Genomic DNA, 17,940 nt, shown 5'->3' on the forward strand with positions numbered 1-17,940 from the left:
CGCTCAAAAACCTGCTAATCATACACGTTTAGCGCTTATGGAGCTGTAATGCTCAACCACAATTTCAGCATTTGAAATGCAAGAAAAGTACAATAAATATATGATCTTTAGTTTCAGTTTACCTATTATAAAATGGCTTTGATGAACTGAGAAAAGATGAGAAGTCGACATTTTTATAATTGGATAAGTCAAAAAGGGAAGTCTTAAAAGCAATAGGTTCGCGAGGAAAATATGGAAGAAATTAAAACAATTGGTGTGGTTGGTGTCGGTGTCATTGGTGCAAGCTGGACAGCTTTATTTTTATATAAAGGCTTTAAAGTAAAGGTATATGACCCTTACCCAATAGATGAACAGTTATTTAAAAAAAGACTACAAGCAAATTTGAAAGATTTAAGCGATTTAGATTTACAAACGCAACCTAGCCGTCATTTACAAGACGTTTTGTCAAATCTAGAGCTTTATAACAACCTAAAAGATGCAGTAACCGATGTCGATTTTATTCAAGAAAATGCACCGGAACGTTTGGACATAAAGCAAAAGTTATATCAAGACATCACGTCATATTGTCCAGAAAAAACGTTGATTGCCTCAAGTTCTTCTGGTCTAAAAGTTTCTGATTTTCAAAAAGAGGCAACTCATCCGGAGCGTATTTTTTTAGGTCATCCATTTAACCCACCTCATCTATTACCTTTGGTTGAAATAGTCGGTGGAAAATTAACAGATCCGCAAATTTTAAAGAAAGCTTCCGAATTTTATCAAAGTTTGGGTAAGCATCCGATTATTTTAAATAAAGAAGTAAAAGGTCATGTTGCAAACCGTTTGCAAGCAGCATTATGGCGAGAAGCATTTTCACTGGTTAAAGAAGGTGTGTGTTCAGCAGAAGATGTTGATATCGCAATTACCAGTGGGCCAGGGCTGAGATGGGCATTATTTGGCCCTTATATAAATATGGAACTTGCAAACCAGAAGGGTTTTAAAGAGGCAATTCATCACTTGGGGCCACCTATGACCGAATGGTGGAATGATATGCAGACGTTTCAGCATTCTGATGAGACTACAGAGGTGTTAGAAGCACAAACGAAAGAGCTTTTAAGCCACTATAAACATATCGACTTATCTCAAAAAAGAGATAAAGGGTTGGTCGATATTTTAAAGCTGAGACAGCAATTAAAGTTGGATTAAGCTAATTTTTAACAGGTGCCAAACAATGCTTTACTGTGATGTTTGGCTTTTCTATTGTTGTGTATTTCGGTAGTATTCTTACTCTTCTTTCTGCTAGAAAACTAAAAAGCCTGTTCTATTTGTAAGCTTTTTAGCCTCATCAATTTACTAGGACATATGAAACGTTACTACAAGCAAACTGAATCGGTAATTTCTCAATGGACGACCGAACAAGACTGTTTTTTAATAGAAAATAATTCTCTTTCTATTGATGAGTTGAAACAACATCTGCCATTTTCTGAAGAAGAAATTAGAGTGCGTAGATCAGTTTTAGGACTGGTAAGACGCGATCAGCAAATGAGACTGTATTAATTTACCAAATGGTAAATTTTAATTGAAAATAAATGTTTCAAAAGAAGAGAATAATTTAAAAAATATTGCGGAGGATTTAACAAAACCATAATTTTTTTCGGTGTTTTTTTTGGTGCAACTTACAGAAAGCTTTAACTACTTACATTCAACAATAATAACATTTCACTCCTTAACATTTGTTTCACCATAATCAGAACCATAAATCATTTTAAGATCAAAACTTAACAATTGAGATTGAGGAGGTTAAAAATGCCAAAATATTTAGCCGTGGCTGAAAAGGTTTATAAGAATATTAAAAAAGATGACTTATTCACCAATGACCTTACACAAAATCTGAATTGTTTAATCAGTCAGATTCGTAAGGCCATTAAAGGAACTGAATTCAAACTTAAGTTTAATTATATCGATTTTGATGAGCAATTAACTAAACCGCTTAGTGAGTGCAAGGTTAAAGTTGATGTAAGTGTAATGCCAAAGTTTGAAAATGAAGGAGAGTATTTACTCTGGTTAGCCAGTTTTATTGAGCGGGTTACAGAAGGAGGAAAACCTAAATTCCCGCCAATTTCACAGTTAATCCCACACGGATTTAAAATGTCTAAAGAATCACTTCCTGTGACAGTTGCTCCTCCAAAAGAAGAGCATGCAGATATGATCATTAATTATTTTAAATCTGAAGATTTTATGAAATCTAATAAAGCTCCTTCATAAAAGAATATAGAAGTATTCGTCCACCATACTTCTATATACCTGCTGGTTATACTCAGCGACCGCCTTCTGGGGCGGTTTTTTTTATGGGTATTACCTCATTCACTTCTTTGTAAAAGTAAAACTGGTTTATCGTAATTACTATTACACCACTCATGTTTTTTGAGTACAGCTTTGGGAACCTGAACCATATCTTTTACAGGGTTAAAACCCATTGATCCGTAAAAGCCTTCCAGTTCAGCAAAGGGTAAACAGTAAAGCTTGGAAAATTCCGAGTTTTTAATTAGAAAATCGACCACTTTACGAGCAATTCCTAACCCTTCATTGCCAGGAAAAACATAAATTCCACCGAGTTCACCGCTGTTTGAGTCAATCGAGACAACTCTACCTTGACCAACAATTTTCTCACCAATAGAAGCTAGTACAATAAGTTCATCTTCATGTGATGGTACAAAATCAACCTCGGCATAACGTTCGTTTATAGCTTTGAGATCGGTAGCGTTAGCAAGTCTTAATAAAATTTCCATGATATTTTTTTTAGTACCATTAATTTAAAGGAGGGGGTAAAAAATGAAGCTTTCCTCTATGGAAATACTTTTTTCCCTTATAGGATAAGCACGAGGTATAGTCAGTGTCGATCATGAGCGTTACAGTTTCTGTTTTTGCACTTATTGCATAGTAGAGATCATATTGCTCTTCTGTTTTAACAGTAACTATTTTGCCATTTGATAGAATAGCCTCAGTGGCTTCTAAGTCAGTCTTATATTTATATATATCAATACTTTCTTGCTCTTTCCACCATTGAATAATATCTTCAATATTTTCAAAAAGGCTATACCAAAGAACTTCTAACGCTCCCTCATCCACTGCTACGGGTATAATTAATGACATCTTAATCACCAACTACTTATTTAATAATAAATTTCTCCACAACTACTGTACGCGAATGCCTGAATAACTCCAAATCAAATACAGCTCATCATAAGGCGTTGCTAAATGCCTTCTAGTCATGATGGGTCTTTATAGTTAAGGATTTATAGAATCAACTGCTTGAAGTAAGCCTGTAAATAATATTGCTAGTTTTGACTCAGGTTGTGGCTCACTTCCATTTGCGGTAAATACTGCACAAACTTTATGACCTTTTTGAGTTTTTCCAATCACTGAAAAGTTAATCACGCCGTATTCGGAACCACCTTTAAAACCAATTTTTTGCCAATTTAAATTTTTAAATAATGGATTTAAAGAACTGTTCAGAGCAGGCGCATCTTGAACACTTTCAAGAAGAGGACAAATCTCATTGGCTGACATATACCATTCAGCATCTTGCCAAGTAGCCGATTTTCCAATGCTACTCACACTTGGTAATGGCAGTTTATCTAGCTCAGAGAGCACTTCTAAACGAGCCGATTTTGTACCTGTTTTAAACTTATTTCTGAGCTGTTCATTATTCGAATCAATTAGTTGAAATAGTTCTCGTGTGGTCAGCATAGGAGAGTTTCTAGGTGACAACGCTTCTATGCGAGGCTTTTTTAATACCTCTATAAGGCTATCGGTCGCTGTGTTATCGCTAATTTGTATCATTAACTGCGCGAGAAGTTCGAGATTTACAGGTGTACCAGCAGGTAGGTTTTGTAAAACTCCTGTTGGTAATGAGCGATTTTTTTCTTTTAAAGAAACAATAGTTTCTCTTTTTAATTCGCCTTTTTTTATCGCATCTTCATATGCTTTTAAAACGAGTAACTTAAAAGTCGAGCCTACAGCCATAGGGGTTTTATCATTTTCAACAACAATAGGTTTGTTATCTACAACAACTAAAAGAGAAGTTTTGCCCACCGCATTTTCATGTAAACCTTTGACTGTTTCATCTAAGCTTACTGCCTTAAAATGAGGCGCGCTAAACCAAAGGGTACTAATTTGCCCTTGCTGATCTAAGCTAATTGAAACAGGTAATTCTCCTTTTTCAAAATCAATCGTTCCTGAACCATTAGAAACATTAATACTTTTAAGAGTGCCTAAAGAGGCTTTTAAATCATCAACGATTTTTTGAATTTGTGTTATGGAAACTTGTCCTAAAAATTGAGAGCTAAATAAAGAAGCTTCTATAGGTTTATCTGCAAAAATTGATGAAAGCTTACTAGATAAAGTATCTATTTTTTGTTCTGCTGCTGCATGAGCAGTAGAAACAACAATAGGGGACACATTTAAAGCCATAACGCCTACAGCAAAAAATAAAGCTCTAGACGCGTACATTTTCTTAGTTAGAAAGTTCTTCATTCAATGTCCTCTTATACTCGGTCTCATCTATAATTTTTTATAAATGTCTTTAAAAATAAACGTTCATTTTGACCTATCAAAAATCATATATCTATATAAATTTCTTCGATTTTATAAACCAAATTTTAATAATAAAGCTAAATTATTTAGCCTTACTTTTTTAATGATCTAATTTAAAGCAAATGTCATTTTGTGTGCTTGACGGCAAGAGGCTTGGACACTATTCTTTGCCTGCTGGCCACATTGCCAGTCGGTTTTAGCAGACCGTTCCGAAAAGCATTAAAAGAGCAATCTTTTAGTGACGAACCCTCGTGCCCCCTCTGCGGCGGAACGGGAGGGGGACACCTTCGGGTGTGCTGGGTTTTTTCGGCCAGTCTGCTAACCCCCTTTCGTTCTGCCACCATAATTTTAATGTCTGGCAGAACTCCCAATAAAAAGGAGTTGGCTTTGCACATCCATTATTTCTTGGCAGCCCATGCCAAAAGCTATAACGACACCACTTAAATCATCTTTAAACAGTTTGATAACCTTTAGGGTTTTCAGACTTTAAGTCATTACGGCTCAAAAATTTGTATCAACAATAAAACTTGAGATGTGCCAAGCACAGTCTTTACGGCTTTGCTGTGCCTTTTTTTCTCCCAAAAAAGTATCTCGTTTAGAAACAACAAGAATTTATAACGGTAAAACTATGTCACCTTTAGTACTTTCTACACGTGCTTTAAAAGTTGTAAATAAGGGAATTGATTTATTTCACCATCACGGATTCCACCTTGTCGGTGTAGATAGAATTGTGAAAGAGTCTGAAATTACAAAAATGACTTTTTATCATTATTTTCAGTCCAAAGCGCGGTTTATTGAAATCTGTCTATTAGTACAAAAAGAACGGCTACAAGACAAAGTCGTTGCAATGGTTGAATATGACCACAACACAAGCGTGACAGATAAACTCAATAAACTATATAACTTACATATCGATTTAGAAGGGCCGTACTATCTATTATTTAAAGCCATTTTTGAAACTAAGAATACTTATTCAAACGCTTACCAAATCGCTATTAAATACAGAACTTGGCTGACCAATGAAATTTATAGCCAGCTTAGAATAGTTAACACTGATGCTTCATTTTATGATGCAAAATTGTTTTTATATATGATTGAAGGCGCCATTATTCAGCTTTTAAGTTCAGATAATTCAGATGTAAGAGAAGGAAGAATTGAGCGAGTTTTAATACATTTTAGTCAGACTTAAAGGAATGTTAAGAAATGTTAAAAATTGTTTCTAATTATAATTTAAAATTTCTAAATTATTTTAGAATAAATCTATCAATAAAAATATTTTTAGATGTATTTTTTTATAAAAGAATACTTATGTTGAAATTAAAAAATGCTATATATAACATAGGATTGTGATATTTTTGCAATCTAACCTGACAAATGAAATGTATAAGTTTGTTTATTGCTTATACATTTTAAGTAATTGATTTATTGGTCTATTTTTAATAATTAATACTTTATAAATAAGGCTTAATATAGAAAAATTAAAAAATTATTTGATCTTGCTCCGTTAGACTCTGAGATCATCAGTAATAATATCCGTTTTCAAGGACAATATTTCGACCAAGAAACAGGGCTTCATTACAACCGTTATCGTTATTATTCACCGTATGTAGGACGTTTTATTTCCAAAGACCCGATTGGATTACTGGGTGGAGATAATGTATATGCATATGCACCAAATCCAATAGTATGGGTTGATCCTCTTGGATTAACCTGTGAATTAATTGGAAATACAATTAAAAAAGAAGATGGAACTGATTTAATTAGTATTCCTCAAGATGCTAAAAGACGTAAACTCACTCCACCAGCAGGTACAACTGATGATTATGGATATGAATATAAGTGGTCAACAGATAAAGGAACAACCCAGACTGTCCGAATACATGGACCTGATGCTCATGCACCAGATGGGGCAAATGCAAAGGATGGTTGGATAGTTAGGGTAATGGATGGTAAAAAAAGTATGGATGTAAATGGGAATTATCATCCACCTGGAATATTTAACTCTAATAGTCCAAGTTATGATCCAGTTAAAATTAATGATGTACATATCCCTATTAAAAAACCAACGGTATTCCCAGGAGGAAACTAATATGGAGTTTAATATTCTTGATAAATTAAAGAGTCTTAAGGAAAATTCTTTAAATACAGGATCTTTGTTTGAGGAGTTAGGTGGGATTTCAGATTTATTTTCTCCTTATTTGACTGAAAAAATATTTGAAAATGAAATTTTAACTAATATTTGGAATATTTTAATATATATATATATTCACAACCCAAATAAAGAAAATAGATTAGAAGCATTATCTGTTATGTATGATTTTTATATCTATACTGTAAATATTGGTTTTTCTGTAGATAAAAAAGAATTAAATGAACAGTATCTTAAATTGCATGGCAACCATGAGTTAGATCAAGAATCTAAGGAAATTTTAGAAGAAATTTTATTTGATATTTAATGTTAAAAGAATTATAAATTGACAGCTATTTATAATTAAAAAAGCTGTCAATTTATAATTCTTTTATTATCATAAAATAATGTTTTTAATAAAACAGGTCTTCATTACAACCGTTATCGTTATTATTCACCGTATGTAGGACGTTTTATTTCCAAAGACCCGATTGGATTACTGGGAGAATATAATAATTATGCTTATGTGCCGAATCCTATGGAGTGGATTGATCCATTAGGGCTAGAACGTATAAAATCACCCAAAACAATTAGATATAGCCAAAATGGTTATAGTCCTAATTTTGGAAATGGGGAAAATGTTAATGGTCTGGCACATAGATTACAAGCTGATCCATCTTATGCCGCAAAAGTTGATCCTATTAGATTAGTGCGATTTAAAGATCTTCCACAAAATGTTCAAGCAAAATTATTGGAGCAAGGCGCTAAAAGTAATATGGTATATTCGCTTGATAATAGGAGATTAGCTGCTGCGAAACAGGCTAAAGTTGGAGTAAATACAAGATGGGCTACTCTAGAAGAAATACAAAAAGAAGCTACTTTACGTAGATTCTAAACAAATGATGCAGGAAAAACGATATGTCACAACTAATTTTTTTACCAATCAATACAGAATTTGGAATACTTTCATCTCGTACAGATTTTTGGTTAAATGAGTTGAAATTTAATCCTCATGTTAATAACTTAGAGCTTAACTTGACATATAGCCAAATTAAAATAAATGAAAAAGGTAAAAATTTTAAAACCTCTAGATTATTTTCAATAATGCTAACTAATGTAAATAATTTTAAGATGTTTCAATATGATGAATTCGAACACTTATATTCTGATAAATCTAACTCGAATTTTGATTATGCAAACTATGATAAAAATGGGTTAAATGTATACTTGTTATGGACTTATGATCATTGTTTTGAAATATATGCTAAAGGTCATACTTTTTTAAAATAAATTTTTGTTAAGAGTTTTTAGAATAAAATTTAAAAAAGCATTATTATAATTAGTGTTTTTTTAAATTATAAAGCTAGAAATGTTATTATTCTTACGGGGTGTGAAGATTTTTTATTAAGTTTATTTTAATTATTTTTCCTTTAAATTAAGAGAATTAATTATAAAACTTAAACAAATTTAAGAAATTTATAGATAAGCTTTAAAAATATGAAAAAGTTGATGAATTTTTAAAGGAATAAATGGATTAATCAATAAAATTAGATATTAAAAAATATTTAATACTTTATTTCTTGAAAATTTGGACATTACATCATAGACGGTTAGCTGCTTTTAAATTAGCAAAGAAATATATGCTAATTACATAGGATTCTGCTCAGGAAGTGGACCAGCAAAAGTGAAAAATGTCAACTAAAAATGATGGGACCTCAATGAGGTTAAAATTAGGCAATGGGCAATCTACGGCGGTAAAATAGTGAATAAATTGAATGAGAAAGTCCAAAAAATCAATACTAAAGAAGATTTTTTGGAATTTGTAAAATTGTTAGTGAATGATCTTTCAACAAATCAATGGGAAAATGATAATTTAGCCGATTATCTTGAGGGGATTAATAGTTGGGTGGATGATATGGATGGATATTTTGAAAATGTAAGAGATTATGATGCTTTGGAAAAAATAATCAATTAGACTGGAAAATTTTGGGTAAAATTTTATAAGCGGCTACAATGTATGAATAATTTAATTTTTTGAAAGTCATCTATACTATAAATATAGATGACTTTATTTTACTATTAATAATTAAATTGAGATATTTTTTAACTTACAAGATATTTAAAAGAATATCTAATTTCGATGCAGATTATTTAGTGCAACTCATGATCGTTTTGTTATAGTTATATCCATCAATAAAATTAAATATAGATTAAAGTAAAGCGAATTAAAACGGATAAGCTATAAAAAGGATATTTCTATAATGTTGCGTAATATTGATAAAATAGTATGAGATAAGCTTTATTTAATTTTGGAAAATGAAATATTTAATTGTCTGATATTTGCTAAAGAAGCATATTTAATTCATCTTGATATAGATTATTTAGGACTTAGTGAGGATTTACAAAATTTGATTGATGAATTGATTGGAGTGGATGCTGGCGAAGAGGGGGAATTTTCACTTACTAAAGATGAGATTATAGCAAAAATAAATTCTATTGAAGATGTGAGGTAACTATTAGAACTCTTGTGAAAGTTATCTTTAATCATCTAATAGATTTCTCGAAAAAAATCTGAATCATCTGTAATTATCAATTAAATATCCATCCTCCTAAAACATGGATGTTACAATACTATAAACCTAAAGGATGTAGTTAATTTATGATTATTGATGAAATGACTAATAATGTTTTTTTAAAGAAATTGTATTCTGGTGATATAACTTCCTCTATCTTAATAGGGAGATTTAGTATTGACTTGTCAGGGTACTGTGATATCGACTTTCATGTGAATAAAAAACCAGATATTTCTGTTGAAAAATATGGGGTTTGGGGGGTCGACTATAATACTGTTGTTATTAAGACTAAAGGTAAAATATCTGGAGATGTTTTGATAACTGAGTGGTTGCTTAATGGTTATAAAGAATTAAATGTTAAAAAGACTGATAATGGCATTATTATAAAGTCAAAAAATGGGAAATTTAATTTTTCTGTAGAATTGAGTGGATTGATATTTCAGGGTATTTCTGTTTATTATGATGGAGAGGGTTAGAAGACTATTAAATATCATTAAATTAGATAGATTATTATGTAATAGCTTTTTCGTAATATCATTGTCATTTAGTTACATCATCAGGAGATGATGTGCTTCCCAAGGTTAAAATGATTTGGAAAGCTGAATATAAAGCTTGGGTGAATGTAAAACGGGAAAAGCTAAATCTAACTTTTTTGAAGACTCTGATATATAGTGTTAACTAGTGAGCTGTAATGTCTTTTAAAACTAAACTTCATCTTTGGCTAGGATCAACTGAGATAAATCAACAAGAGTATTGGTATTATTTTGATGATTCCGAAGGATTGCCAAAATTTTGTAAAGAGGTAGGTTTGGATTGGCTAGATCAGGACTTTATGGGATATCATTTTGATAAAGAAGTAGATGATTTAAAGTTTATCATTGAAGAAACTCCAGAGCCTGAACATCATGAAAAGATGCTAAAAGACTGTTTGGAAAAAGGCATTAATAAAGCTAATGCTATGTTTTATTATTGGGGGGATGATCCAATTAAAGTAAGTAAAGATAAAAAATATAATACGCTCACCTATATTGGTGAATATGAGTGGGATTAATTTACGTTGATTGAATTTATTGTTAATTATAGTAAATTCTACTTTTATTTGTTATCTACTTGTTAGTAAATTTTTAGCAAAAGTCTAGTTATGTTAAATATTTAGTTAATAAAGAAATTCCCTCTTCTTTGAAGGGGGATAAGAGATTGATTGTCAAATCATAAATAAAAGACTAGATATAGGTAAAGAGACCAAGAGGTAATATGATGAGCGTAGCGTGTAATAAGCATTGATAAATGCATCAAAACAAGAAGTTAGGGTTTTAAGTGTAAATATGTCTGTAATTGAAATACAAAAAAACATATGTAAAAAATTTAATTCTAAGTTTGTGAAACCTTCGGAAAATGAAATGGTTGCTGTAGCTTTAGAATCATTGGGAAAAATACCAATTACAGGAATACGTAATATACTTGAAGAAGGAGAAAATATCTCATGGTTTTTCTATTGTGGAGAATTTTCTGAAGATGATGATTTCTTTAAACCAATGCATATATCTCATTTAGAAAACTATCTTCCCGAAGTTATTCCTTATTTAGCATTAGAAGAAGGTTTTAGATTTGTAATAGATAAACAGGGTTACGAAGATGTATGGAAAGAAGAATAGATACTAAATTTATATTTTTTAACTTATAAGATATTTAGTATAATAACTGATTTCTATGCGGATTATTTGGTATAACTCATGATGTTTTGTTAAAGTTATATCCATCAATAAAATTAAATATAGATTAAAGTAAAGCGAATTAAAACAGATAAGCTATAAAAAGGATATTTCTATAATGTTATGTAATATTGATGAAATAGTATTAGATAAGCTTTATTTAATTTTAGAAAATAAAATATTTGATTATCGGATAGTTGCTAAAGAAGTATATTTAATTCGTCTTGATATGGATTATTTAGAACTCAGTGAGGAGTTGCAAAATTTGCTTGATGAATTGATTGGAATGGATGCAGGCGAAGAGGGAGAATTTTCACTTATTAAAGATGAGATTATAGAAAAAATAAATTCTATTGAAAATCTGAAGTAATTATTAGAATTCTTGTGAAGGTTATCTTTAATCATCCAATAGAATTTTCGAAAAATTTAGAAATCAACTTTAATTATCAATTAAATATCCATCCTCCCAAGACATGGATGTTACAATACTATAACCCTAAAGGATGTATTTAATCTATGATTATTGATGAAATGACAAATAATATTTTTAAAGAAATTGTATTCTGGTAATAAAAAGGTAATAGGAAATGGAATAGATGTGAATGGTGAGGGACTTGATAGAACGTAAACAACTATAAGTGATAAATATGATGCCAAAGTTCTGCTGACAACTACAGGTAATGGTAAATATACAATTTTGACTTCACATCCACAATAGGAGTTTATTAATGATAGATAATTTTGAAAGTAATTTTCCTATAACGTATCAATTTCTTGGTGCATGGTTTAGTGATTTAGATTATGAGGATATCACATATCAGGAGGTAGTAAAAAATTATAAAAAGGTAGCAAAGAGTGAAAAAATAGACTCGTTAAAATTAGAGTTTAAAGAAATTTTAATAAAAAAAATGATTGATTATAAATATATATCTCAACTATCAAATATTTATTTTGAAAATAATGAAGATGTTTTGAAATGGCTTGGTGAAATATATAATTATTTAATTGAAGATTAAATAATTATAGAACATGTGTAGAGTAGAAACAGGGTTTATATTACAACCGTTATCGTTATTATTCACCGTATGTAGGGCGTTTTTGTTTCCAAATACCTTGTTGGATTATTGGGAGGATTCAATGGTTATGTTTATACATCTAAACTAATAGATTGGATTAATCCTTTAGGATTAAATAAACGCTTAGAATTAGGTGTTCACTATGTAAAAGTAAAAGATGCAGCTGATATAGCTTTAGTGAGTGGTCAAATGAGAAATGTAGATATAATAGAAAAATCCTTAAAAATATTGGAGTTAACAAGTAATTATAGTAACTATGAAGTATTAAATTTTTTAAGTTGTTATCAAAATTTGGAAATTTATATCAATAGTTTTTTAGATTTAATGAGTGAAAAACTATTTAATGTTTCTGATAAAAAAGAAATATTAAATATATTTAATGAGCTTAATGAAAGTAATTGGAAGGAGATAGATAGTTATAATTATAAACAAGATAAATATTATATTTTTTTAAGGTTAAAAGTCTTTCTTTTAACAGTAGATTATGAAACTGATCTAAAAGAAGATCATGAGTGGCTTAATTTTTTTAAGAGAAAATTTATAGAATATTTAGATGAAAATTAATTAATTTAAAAGCTTAGTACTTTAACTAGGCTTTTATTTTTTAGAAGTACTGTATAGTCTTGACGTTAGCTCAAAGCAATCACAACAAGTTTTTTGAAATTTAACAGATACCTCAACTATCAATAAAACTGACAGAATCTAACTTTTTATATCAAATAAAAGCAGTTATCTTAATTTTACTTGAGCACAAACTCTTAATGTGCTCGTCTTGAGTTAAAATTTTTTAGGTATTTAAAATGAATAAAATGCATGTAACTTTGGCTGTAGTAGTCGGTTTAATTGTTGGTGGTGTAGTGGGTGCTCTAGGTTATTCTAAAACTGCCGCACGTTATGATGCGATGACCACCGCATGTGTAATGGTCAATCAGGCAGTTGAACACCAGATTTTAAAGCCTGAACAAGTGAAAGAGTTAGGTGAGCTTACAGGTCAAACCCTTAAGAAAGATTATGCTTCTGTGGCATCAAAATTTAAGTTTTCTGAAAAGCAGTTAGGCAATGCTTCTGAAGGCTCATTGGAGGGCCGCATCCACTTAATCTCGAATTTATAGGTAAAATAAAACGCTTTTTAGAACAATATGATGTACCAATTTATTCTGAACATTTAAGTTATACAAATGATGGCGGCTATTTATACGATTTGTTGCCCATACCGATGACAGAAGCCGCTGTTAAATATGTGGCTGAACGTATTTTACGTGTGCAGGATATTTTAGGAAAAAGATTAGTTATAGAGAATGTTTCTACTTATTTAATGCCGAATGCCGAAATGAGTGAAGCTGAATTTATCCGTGAAGTGATTCAACATGCAGACTGTGATTTGCTCCTTGATGTAAATAATGTCTATGTCAACAGTATCAATCATGGTAGCGATGCATTTGGTTTTATCCAGAAAATGCCAAAAGAAAGAATCCGTTATTTACATATTGCTGGGCATGAAAAAGTTCAGAAGAACTTATTAATCGATACCCATGGGGCAGAAGTTTGTGACCGTGTTTGGGAGCTATTGAGATATACCTATCAAGTATGTGGAATAAAACCGACATTATTGGAACGCGACTTTAATATTCCATCATGGCAAGAATTAGAAGAGGAACTCGCCAAAATTAAACTCATTCAACAACAGGAGAGTGGCTATGAAGGGAAATCAAATATCCTTCCAAACCATGCAACGACAGTTTTGTGACTGGATTCGTGATCCTGATTTGGAATTACCTCAAGCACTTCCTGCTCAACGAATGCAAATTTATCGGGACTTACTTTTTAATAATGTCAGCTCATTTATTGAGTTAGTTTATCCGGTAGCTCGTGCGATGTTGCCAGAATTAAAGTGGCAACAATTGCTGTTAGAGTTCTTTCAAAAAGCTAAGAGTCGCTCACCTTTATACAATGATATTTCTTTAGAATTTAGAGAGTATTTAACAGAGCAACAGCATCCGATATTGCAAGAATATCCTTGGCTGGCTGAATTATTGCAGTTTGAATGGCTTGAACTGTATTTAGATACTGTTGAAATTGAAAATGATGTTTTACACGAAAATTGTACTTGGCAGTTAACCACTAAAGTATGGGTACTGGTTTATCAATATCCCGTTTATACGTGGACGACTTTGATGACGCTAGAACAAGTTGAACTTGCACCAAGTGCAATAATGGTCTGGCGTGATCAACAAGATAAAGTATGTATTGAACAGCTTTCACCTTTGTTTGCTATGCTGATTGAACAGTTAACGAAAAATATAGCGTTAACTGACCATGATATTTTCACACTCATTCATTCTGTACTCACTGACTTGTCTGAGCCTGAAATTTATCTGCAAATTCAAGAACTCAAAAACCTCTTAACTCGACTACAATTAATTCAAATTCCCCATGATTTTAAAGAGGTACAAGGATGACTTCGGCCGCGGCATCACATCATGACGACCTAGGGGATCAACTGCATAGCCCAGCGTTTTTACAAGATTTAAGGCAGCAAATGATTAAATTTGCTTTTTTACAGTTGTCCTCACTTCCGCAAGCTGAAGATGTGGTGCAAGAAGCATTAACGAGCGCTTTTCAACATTTAGATTCATTTAAAGGGCGAGCTGCGTTCAAAACATGGGTATTTTCTATTTTAAAAAATAAAATTATTGATGTACTTCGGCAAAAGTCGCGCTTGGTTGCCATGTCTGAATTATTTAAAGACGAAGAAAGTGAACTCAGTGTTGATGAATTATTTGATGCTTCAGGACACTGGCATAAATATGAAGCACCTCAAGCATGGCAAAGCCCTGAAGAAATGATAGAGCAGTCAGATTTTTGGATAATTTTTGAAGCTTGCTTAGATCATTTACCAGCCAAATATGCTCAAGTTTTTATGATGAGAGAAGTGATAGAGCTGAGTTCTAATGAGATTTGTAGCAAGCTAGAGTTATCTATTTCCAACTTTAATGTGTTGATGTATCGAAGTCGTACCCGATTACGCGAATGCTTAGAAAATAAATGGTTATTGAAGGAGGATTGTTCATGTTGACATGTCGACAAGCCACTCAACTTTTGTCTGAGAAACAAGATAGACCTTTGTTTTTACGTGAGCAAAGTAGTTTGCAATTACATTTATTGGCATGCCGATCATGCCGTCGTTATGCAAAACAGATCAAAACAATTAGTCAGCTTTCTAAAGCATTTAAAAATTTGGATGGCTAACTTTAGTTAAAAATTTATTTATTGCTAGCCTTAACATGCTAAAAGCTCCCATACTATAAAAGTAAAGGAATTTTTAAGACAGGATGAAACGTGAATTTAAAGAATCTTGAAGCATTTTATTGGGTTGTGACTTTAAATAGCTTCAATAAGGCCGCGACTAAATTACAAACGACACAGCCTGCGGTATCTCAAAAAATCACATCTCTTGAAAATGAATTAGGTTTTAAAGTTTTAGACCGAAGCTTGCGACAGTTTAAATTGACCCATAAAGGCAGAACATTATTTAAATATGCCGAAAAGTTTATGCGTTTAGAAACCGACCTAGTTGCAGAGCTTACTGAAAATCAGCATCTCACAGGAACTATACGTTTAGGCGTTTCCGAAACGATTGTGTATACATGGCTAGTCGAATATATCGAAAAAGTTCAACAAGAGTTCCCAAAAGTTTCAGTCGAAATTGTGGTGGATCTGACACCTAACTTACAAGAAGGGGTACGTACTGGGGACTTGGACATGGCCTTTTTACTCGGGCCAACGTTGGCTTTTGAGTGTATTGAACAAGCACTTTGTGATTTCGAGTTAAGTTTTTTGGCTTCACCTTCATTTAAAGGTGGAATTGGGCAAATGTCTTTTAAAACCTTGATGTCACATACCATTTTAACCTATCCAAAAATTACCTACCCCTATAAAGAATTAAAGGCAAGAATGAAAGAAAAAGGGATTGATGAACCACTGTCAATTACTAGCTATTCTTTAGCGACTTTATTGCGTCTCGCCGAGCAAGGCTTAGGTATTGCGGTAGTGCCAACTTTAACGGCATTAAAGGAAATTACCGATGGACGATTGGAAATATTAAATACACCTATTCGCTTAAAGACCTTTCATTTTACGTCTATTTATATTCACGGTAACGATGTTGCCTTGAAAGAAAAATTAACCGAGGTTGCTGTTAAAGTCTCGGCGAGTGCTATGAAAAGGCTTAATGAGCAAATTAAAAAATAGCTTTTTTTGAGTATCATTTATTCTTATTCTTCCTTGTTTAAAAAAGCTGTTTTATATGTAAAACCATAAAAACAGCTTATGCACATCGATAAGTAAAATTTATCCTGTATTTCAATTTGAATATAAAGCGATAAAAATCAATTAGTTAAAATTTTAAATTTCTGTAAAAAGTCTTATTGTTCGTAGGGATTAGCTATGTTTTTATTTTAGACACAAGATTTGATCACCGATTAAGTTGATTGGGGAATAGGGAATCTTTGTCATTTTAAAGGATTAAAGAATATCGTTTAGGACAAAAATGGTGTTCTTGATTCAACTTGAAAATAGCGTTGTTAAGCTCAAATGGATGAGGAACGCATTAATATGTCTTTACTGAAATCTTCTTTTTTATCAGATCGCCAATGGGCCATTGTTGCCTCAATCTTTATGATGGCGACCTCTGCAATGGGGCCAGGATTTTTAACCCAAACTGCTGTATTTACAGTTAAGTTAGGTGCGGCATTTGGCTTTGCCATTTTAGTTTCCATTCTGATTGATTATGTCGTACAACAGAATATCTGGCGAGTGGTCACACTTACTCAAATGCGCGCATCAGATATTGCCAATAAAGCCTTACCGGGCAGTGGTTATTTACTGGCATTTCTGGTGATTTTGGGTGGGTTTTTCTTTAGTGTCGGTAATATTGCAGGTGCAGCTTTAGGTTTAAATGCACTTTTTGGCCTAGATACAAAGTGGGGCGGTATTTTAAGTGGGGCGTTAGCGATTTTGATTTTTGCTTCCAAAAAAGCCACGCTTGCCATGGATAAAAGCATGATCGTGTTGGGACTGCTTAAAATCCTGCTGATTATTATTGTTGCCGTCATTGTGATGCCTCCAGTTGGTCAAGCTGTACATCAGACATTTGCTCCAGATCATATCGACTTTGCCATTATTACCACTATTGTGGGTGGTACAGTGGGTGGCTATATCTGTTATGCGGGTGCGCACCGTTTACTCGATAAAGGTGCTGTTGGCCCTGAAAATATTAATGAAGTTGCTAAAGCTGCAACCAAAGGCATTGTTGTAGTTGGCATCATGCGTTATGTGCTGTTTTTAGCGTTCTTAGGTGTGGTGGTGAGCGGTGCCCATATTGATTTAGCCAGCCATGACGCCAATCCGGCAGCCCAAGCATTTCAATATGCAGCAGGTACATTCGGTTTTAAATTATTTGGTTTAATTTTCTGGGCCGCGGGTATTAGCAGTACGATTGGTGCCGCATATACTTCGGTTTCATTCTTTACCGCCTTTAAAAAGAATTTAACGCCAAAACAAACCAACTATACGACCATTACCTTTATCGCATTGGCTTTATTGCTCTATGTGTTATTGGGTGCAACTCCGGCAGGTCTACTCATTTTTGTGGGTGGTTTTAACGGTTTAGTGTTGCCAATTGGCCTTACAATTTTTGTGTATGTCGCAGCGTGCCGTAAAGATTTAATGGGTAATTATAACTATCCAAAATGGTTACTTATTTTGGGTGGATTAACATGTTTGTTGACGTGGTGGATGGGTTATATGTCATTTACGACAGTGTTTAACTATTTGACCAAACTTTAAGCCAGACGACATGAATTGATAAAGGAATAATG

At 32.4% G+C, this 17,940-nt stretch carries 23 protein-coding genes and 4 pseudogenes; 24 read left to right on the plus strand and 3 right to left on the minus strand.

All coding sequences use genetic code 11. The annotated features are described in order from the left end of the window. Positions 1 to 231 precede the first annotated feature (231 nt). The 3 genes from J678_RS16825 (at position 232) to J678_RS16830 (ending at position 2,241) form a co-directional block, all read left to right on the plus strand. Positions 232 to 1,182 (plus strand): 3-hydroxyacyl-CoA dehydrogenase NAD-binding domain-containing protein, encoded by a 951-nt coding sequence (locus tag J678_RS16825; protein ID WP_031956028.1) that lies wholly within the window; start codon positions 232 to 234, stop codon positions 1,180 to 1,182. A gap of 156 nt (positions 1,183 to 1,338) precedes the next feature. After that, entirely contained in the window at positions 1,339 to 1,533 is a 195-nt protein-coding gene (locus tag J678_RS23230; RefSeq protein WP_031956029.1) for a hypothetical protein, read from the plus strand. Between the two features lie 249 nt (positions 1,534 to 1,782). Next, a complete protein-coding gene (locus J678_RS16830) occupies positions 1,783 to 2,241 on the plus strand; it encodes a hypothetical protein (protein ID WP_002054486.1) in 459 nt (152 codons plus the stop codon). Positions 2,242 to 2,336: 95 nt separating this feature from the next. Here the strand turns inward: J678_RS16830 and J678_RS16835 are convergent, their stop codons facing one another. The 3 genes from J678_RS16835 to J678_RS16845 form a co-directional block, all read right to left on the minus strand. After that, positions 2,337 to 2,765 (minus strand): GNAT family N-acetyltransferase, encoded by a 429-nt coding sequence (locus J678_RS16835; RefSeq protein WP_031956030.1) that lies wholly within the window; start codon positions 2,763 to 2,765, stop codon positions 2,337 to 2,339. A gap of 19 nt (positions 2,766 to 2,784) precedes the next feature. Then, entirely contained in the window at positions 2,785 to 3,129 is a 345-nt protein-coding gene (locus J678_RS16840) for a hypothetical protein (protein WP_031956031.1), read from the minus strand. Positions 3,130 to 3,264: 135 nt separating this feature from the next. Next, positions 3,265 to 4,512 carry a serine hydrolase gene (locus J678_RS16845; RefSeq protein WP_031956032.1) on the minus strand — a complete coding sequence of 416 codons (1,248 nt, stop codon included), beginning with the start codon at positions 4,510 to 4,512 and terminating at the stop codon, positions 3,265 to 3,267. A gap of 688 nt (positions 4,513 to 5,200) precedes the next feature. On the opposite strand from J678_RS16845, the gene J678_RS16850 reads away from it, so the two are divergent. The 21 genes and pseudogenes from J678_RS16850 to J678_RS16925 all read left to right on the plus strand — a co-directional run bounded on the left by J678_RS16850 (position 5,201) and on the right by J678_RS16925 (position 17,908). After that, a complete protein-coding gene (locus J678_RS16850; RefSeq protein WP_031956035.1) occupies positions 5,201 to 5,761 on the plus strand; it encodes a TetR/AcrR family transcriptional regulator in 561 nt (186 codons plus the stop codon). Between the two features lie 318 nt (positions 5,762 to 6,079). After that, positions 6,080 to 6,661: pseudogene (locus J678_RS23235) on the plus strand (polymorphic toxin type 30 domain-containing protein); the annotation flags it as partial. Position 6,662: 1 nt separating this feature from the next. Continuing rightward, positions 6,663 to 7,028: a hypothetical protein gene (locus J678_RS23240; RefSeq protein WP_017393740.1), complete on the plus strand. Its 366-nt coding sequence runs from the start codon at positions 6,663 to 6,665 to the stop codon at positions 7,026 to 7,028. Positions 7,029 to 7,118: 90 nt separating this feature from the next. Continuing rightward, positions 7,119 to 7,595 (plus strand): annotated as a pseudogene (locus J678_RS16855) (RHS repeat-associated core domain-containing protein); the annotation flags it as partial. A gap of 23 nt (positions 7,596 to 7,618) precedes the next feature. After that, positions 7,619 to 7,990: a hypothetical protein gene (locus J678_RS16860; protein WP_017393742.1), complete on the plus strand. Its 372-nt coding sequence runs from the start codon at positions 7,619 to 7,621 to the stop codon at positions 7,988 to 7,990. Between the two features lie 472 nt (positions 7,991 to 8,462). Continuing rightward, positions 8,463 to 8,675: a hypothetical protein gene (locus J678_RS16865; protein ID WP_017393743.1), complete on the plus strand. Its 213-nt coding sequence runs from the start codon at positions 8,463 to 8,465 to the stop codon at positions 8,673 to 8,675. Between the two features lie 331 nt (positions 8,676 to 9,006). Next, positions 9,007 to 9,213, plus strand: a complete 207-nt coding sequence (locus J678_RS16870; RefSeq protein ID WP_308205990.1) for a hypothetical protein — start codon at positions 9,007 to 9,009, stop codon at positions 9,211 to 9,213. A 146-nt stretch (positions 9,214 to 9,359) separates the two neighbouring features. After that, complete coding sequence (locus tag J678_RS16875) at positions 9,360 to 9,749, plus strand: hypothetical protein (protein WP_017393745.1); 390 nt, start codon at positions 9,360 to 9,362, stop codon at positions 9,747 to 9,749. Between the two features lie 215 nt (positions 9,750 to 9,964). Next, positions 9,965 to 10,324, plus strand: coding sequence for an immunity 22 family protein (locus J678_RS16880; protein WP_017393747.1), 360 nt, complete (start codon positions 9,965 to 9,967; stop codon positions 10,322 to 10,324). Positions 10,325 to 10,598: 274 nt separating this feature from the next. Then, positions 10,599 to 10,928, plus strand: coding sequence for a hypothetical protein (locus tag J678_RS16885; RefSeq protein WP_017393748.1), 330 nt, complete (start codon positions 10,599 to 10,601; stop codon positions 10,926 to 10,928). 175 nt (positions 10,929 to 11,103) lie between these two features. Further along, positions 11,104 to 11,355 carry a hypothetical protein gene (locus J678_RS16890; protein WP_017393749.1) on the plus strand — a complete coding sequence of 84 codons (252 nt, stop codon included), beginning with the start codon at positions 11,104 to 11,106 and terminating at the stop codon, positions 11,353 to 11,355. A gap of 358 nt (positions 11,356 to 11,713) precedes the next feature. Next, positions 11,714 to 12,001, plus strand: a complete 288-nt coding sequence (locus J678_RS16895) for a hypothetical protein (protein ID WP_017393750.1) — start codon at positions 11,714 to 11,716, stop codon at positions 11,999 to 12,001. Positions 12,002 to 12,033: 32 nt separating this feature from the next. Then, a pseudogene (locus J678_RS24035) lies at positions 12,034 to 12,175 on the plus strand (RHS repeat-associated core domain-containing protein); the annotation flags it as partial. Then, positions 12,158 to 12,625: a hypothetical protein gene (locus tag J678_RS0104345; RefSeq protein ID WP_375730932.1), complete on the plus strand. Its 468-nt coding sequence runs from the start codon at positions 12,158 to 12,160 to the stop codon at positions 12,623 to 12,625. The pseudogene J678_RS24035 and the gene J678_RS0104345, both read left to right, overlap by 18 nt. A 236-nt stretch (positions 12,626 to 12,861) precedes the next feature. After that, positions 12,862 to 13,173: a hypothetical protein gene (locus tag J678_RS16900; protein WP_050675886.1), complete on the plus strand. Its 312-nt coding sequence runs from the start codon at positions 12,862 to 12,864 to the stop codon at positions 13,171 to 13,173. Then, positions 13,137 to 13,808 (plus strand): annotated as a pseudogene (locus J678_RS0104350) (DUF692 domain-containing protein); the annotation flags it as partial. The gene J678_RS16900 and the pseudogene J678_RS0104350, both read left to right, overlap by 37 nt. Then, on the plus strand, positions 13,759 to 14,520 hold the full coding sequence (locus tag J678_RS16905; RefSeq protein WP_031944665.1) for a DNA-binding domain-containing protein: 762 nt from the start codon (positions 13,759 to 13,761) through the stop codon (positions 14,518 to 14,520). The pseudogene J678_RS0104350 and the gene J678_RS16905, both read left to right, overlap by 50 nt. Continuing rightward, positions 14,517 to 15,137 carry an RNA polymerase factor sigma-70 gene (locus J678_RS16910; RefSeq protein ID WP_016804520.1) on the plus strand — a complete coding sequence of 207 codons (621 nt, stop codon included), beginning with the start codon at positions 14,517 to 14,519 and terminating at the stop codon, positions 15,135 to 15,137. Before J678_RS16905 ends, J678_RS16910 begins: the two co-directional genes overlap by 4 nt. Continuing rightward, the gene (locus J678_RS16915) at positions 15,131 to 15,310 is read left to right on the plus strand and encodes a zf-HC2 domain-containing protein (RefSeq protein ID WP_002048456.1); all 180 of its coding nucleotides are present in this window, start codon (positions 15,131 to 15,133) and stop codon (positions 15,308 to 15,310) included. The genes J678_RS16910 and J678_RS16915 overlap by 7 nt, the downstream gene beginning before the upstream one ends. A gap of 90 nt (positions 15,311 to 15,400) precedes the next feature. Beyond that, positions 15,401 to 16,312: a LysR family transcriptional regulator MumR gene (mumR, locus tag J678_RS16920; protein WP_017393762.1), complete on the plus strand. Its 912-nt coding sequence runs from the start codon at positions 15,401 to 15,403 to the stop codon at positions 16,310 to 16,312. A 342-nt stretch (positions 16,313 to 16,654) separates the two neighbouring features. Next, positions 16,655 to 17,908: an NRAMP family divalent metal transporter gene (locus J678_RS16925; RefSeq protein WP_079378129.1), complete on the plus strand. Its 1,254-nt coding sequence runs from the start codon at positions 16,655 to 16,657 to the stop codon at positions 17,906 to 17,908. The last annotated feature ends 32 nt before the right edge of the window (positions 17,909 to 17,940 follow it).

The sequence above is a fragment of the Acinetobacter sp. 1424608 genome (assembly GCF_000588255.1).
In the GTDB taxonomy this organism is placed as follows: Bacteria; Pseudomonadota; Gammaproteobacteria; order Pseudomonadales; family Moraxellaceae; genus Acinetobacter; species Acinetobacter nosocomialis.

What these genes read in the sequence shown, in the direction of transcription:
- J678_RS16910 (WP_016804520.1), top strand. Translation starts at nt 14,517, where the DNA reads ATGACTTCGGCCGCGGCATCACATCATGACGACCTAGGGGATCAACTG.
- J678_RS16825 (WP_031956028.1), top strand. Translation starts at nt 232, where the DNA reads ATGGAAGAAATTAAAACAATTGGTGTGGTTGGTGTCGGTGTCATTGGT.
- J678_RS16885 (WP_017393748.1), top strand. Translation starts at nt 10,599, where the DNA reads ATGTCTGTAATTGAAATACAAAAAAACATATGTAAAAAATTTAATTCT.
- J678_RS16840 (WP_031956031.1), bottom strand. Translation starts at nt 3,129, where the DNA reads ATGTCATTAATTATACCCGTAGCAGTGGATGAGGGAGCGTTAGAAGTT.
- J678_RS23240 (WP_017393740.1), top strand. Translation starts at nt 6,663, where the DNA reads ATGGAGTTTAATATTCTTGATAAATTAAAGAGTCTTAAGGAAAATTCT.
- J678_RS16925 (WP_079378129.1), top strand. Translation starts at nt 16,655, where the DNA reads ATGGATGAGGAACGCATTAATATGTCTTTACTGAAATCTTCTTTTTTA.
- J678_RS16835 (WP_031956030.1), bottom strand. Translation starts at nt 2,765, where the DNA reads ATGGAAATTTTATTAAGACTTGCTAACGCTACCGATCTCAAAGCTATA.
- J678_RS16850 (WP_031956035.1), top strand. Translation starts at nt 5,201, where the DNA reads ATGTCACCTTTAGTACTTTCTACACGTGCTTTAAAAGTTGTAAATAAG.
- J678_RS16860 (WP_017393742.1), top strand. Translation starts at nt 7,619, where the DNA reads ATGTCACAACTAATTTTTTTACCAATCAATACAGAATTTGGAATACTT.
- J678_RS16830 (WP_002054486.1), top strand. Translation starts at nt 1,783, where the DNA reads ATGCCAAAATATTTAGCCGTGGCTGAAAAGGTTTATAAGAATATTAAA.
- J678_RS23230 (WP_031956029.1), top strand. Translation starts at nt 1,339, where the DNA reads ATGAAACGTTACTACAAGCAAACTGAATCGGTAATTTCTCAATGGACG.
- J678_RS16890 (WP_017393749.1), top strand. Translation starts at nt 11,104, where the DNA reads ATGTTATGTAATATTGATGAAATAGTATTAGATAAGCTTTATTTAATT.
- J678_RS16915 (WP_002048456.1), top strand. Translation starts at nt 15,131, where the DNA reads ATGTTGACATGTCGACAAGCCACTCAACTTTTGTCTGAGAAACAAGAT.
- J678_RS16895 (WP_017393750.1), top strand. Translation starts at nt 11,714, where the DNA reads ATGATAGATAATTTTGAAAGTAATTTTCCTATAACGTATCAATTTCTT.
- J678_RS16905 (WP_031944665.1), top strand. Translation starts at nt 13,759, where the DNA reads ATGAAGGGAAATCAAATATCCTTCCAAACCATGCAACGACAGTTTTGT.
- J678_RS16900 (WP_050675886.1), top strand. Translation starts at nt 12,862, where the DNA reads ATGAATAAAATGCATGTAACTTTGGCTGTAGTAGTCGGTTTAATTGTT.
- J678_RS16845 (WP_031956032.1), bottom strand. Translation starts at nt 4,512, where the DNA reads ATGAAGAACTTTCTAACTAAGAAAATGTACGCGTCTAGAGCTTTATTT.
- J678_RS16875 (WP_017393745.1), top strand. Translation starts at nt 9,360, where the DNA reads ATGATTATTGATGAAATGACTAATAATGTTTTTTTAAAGAAATTGTAT.
- J678_RS16880 (WP_017393747.1), top strand. Translation starts at nt 9,965, where the DNA reads ATGTCTTTTAAAACTAAACTTCATCTTTGGCTAGGATCAACTGAGATA.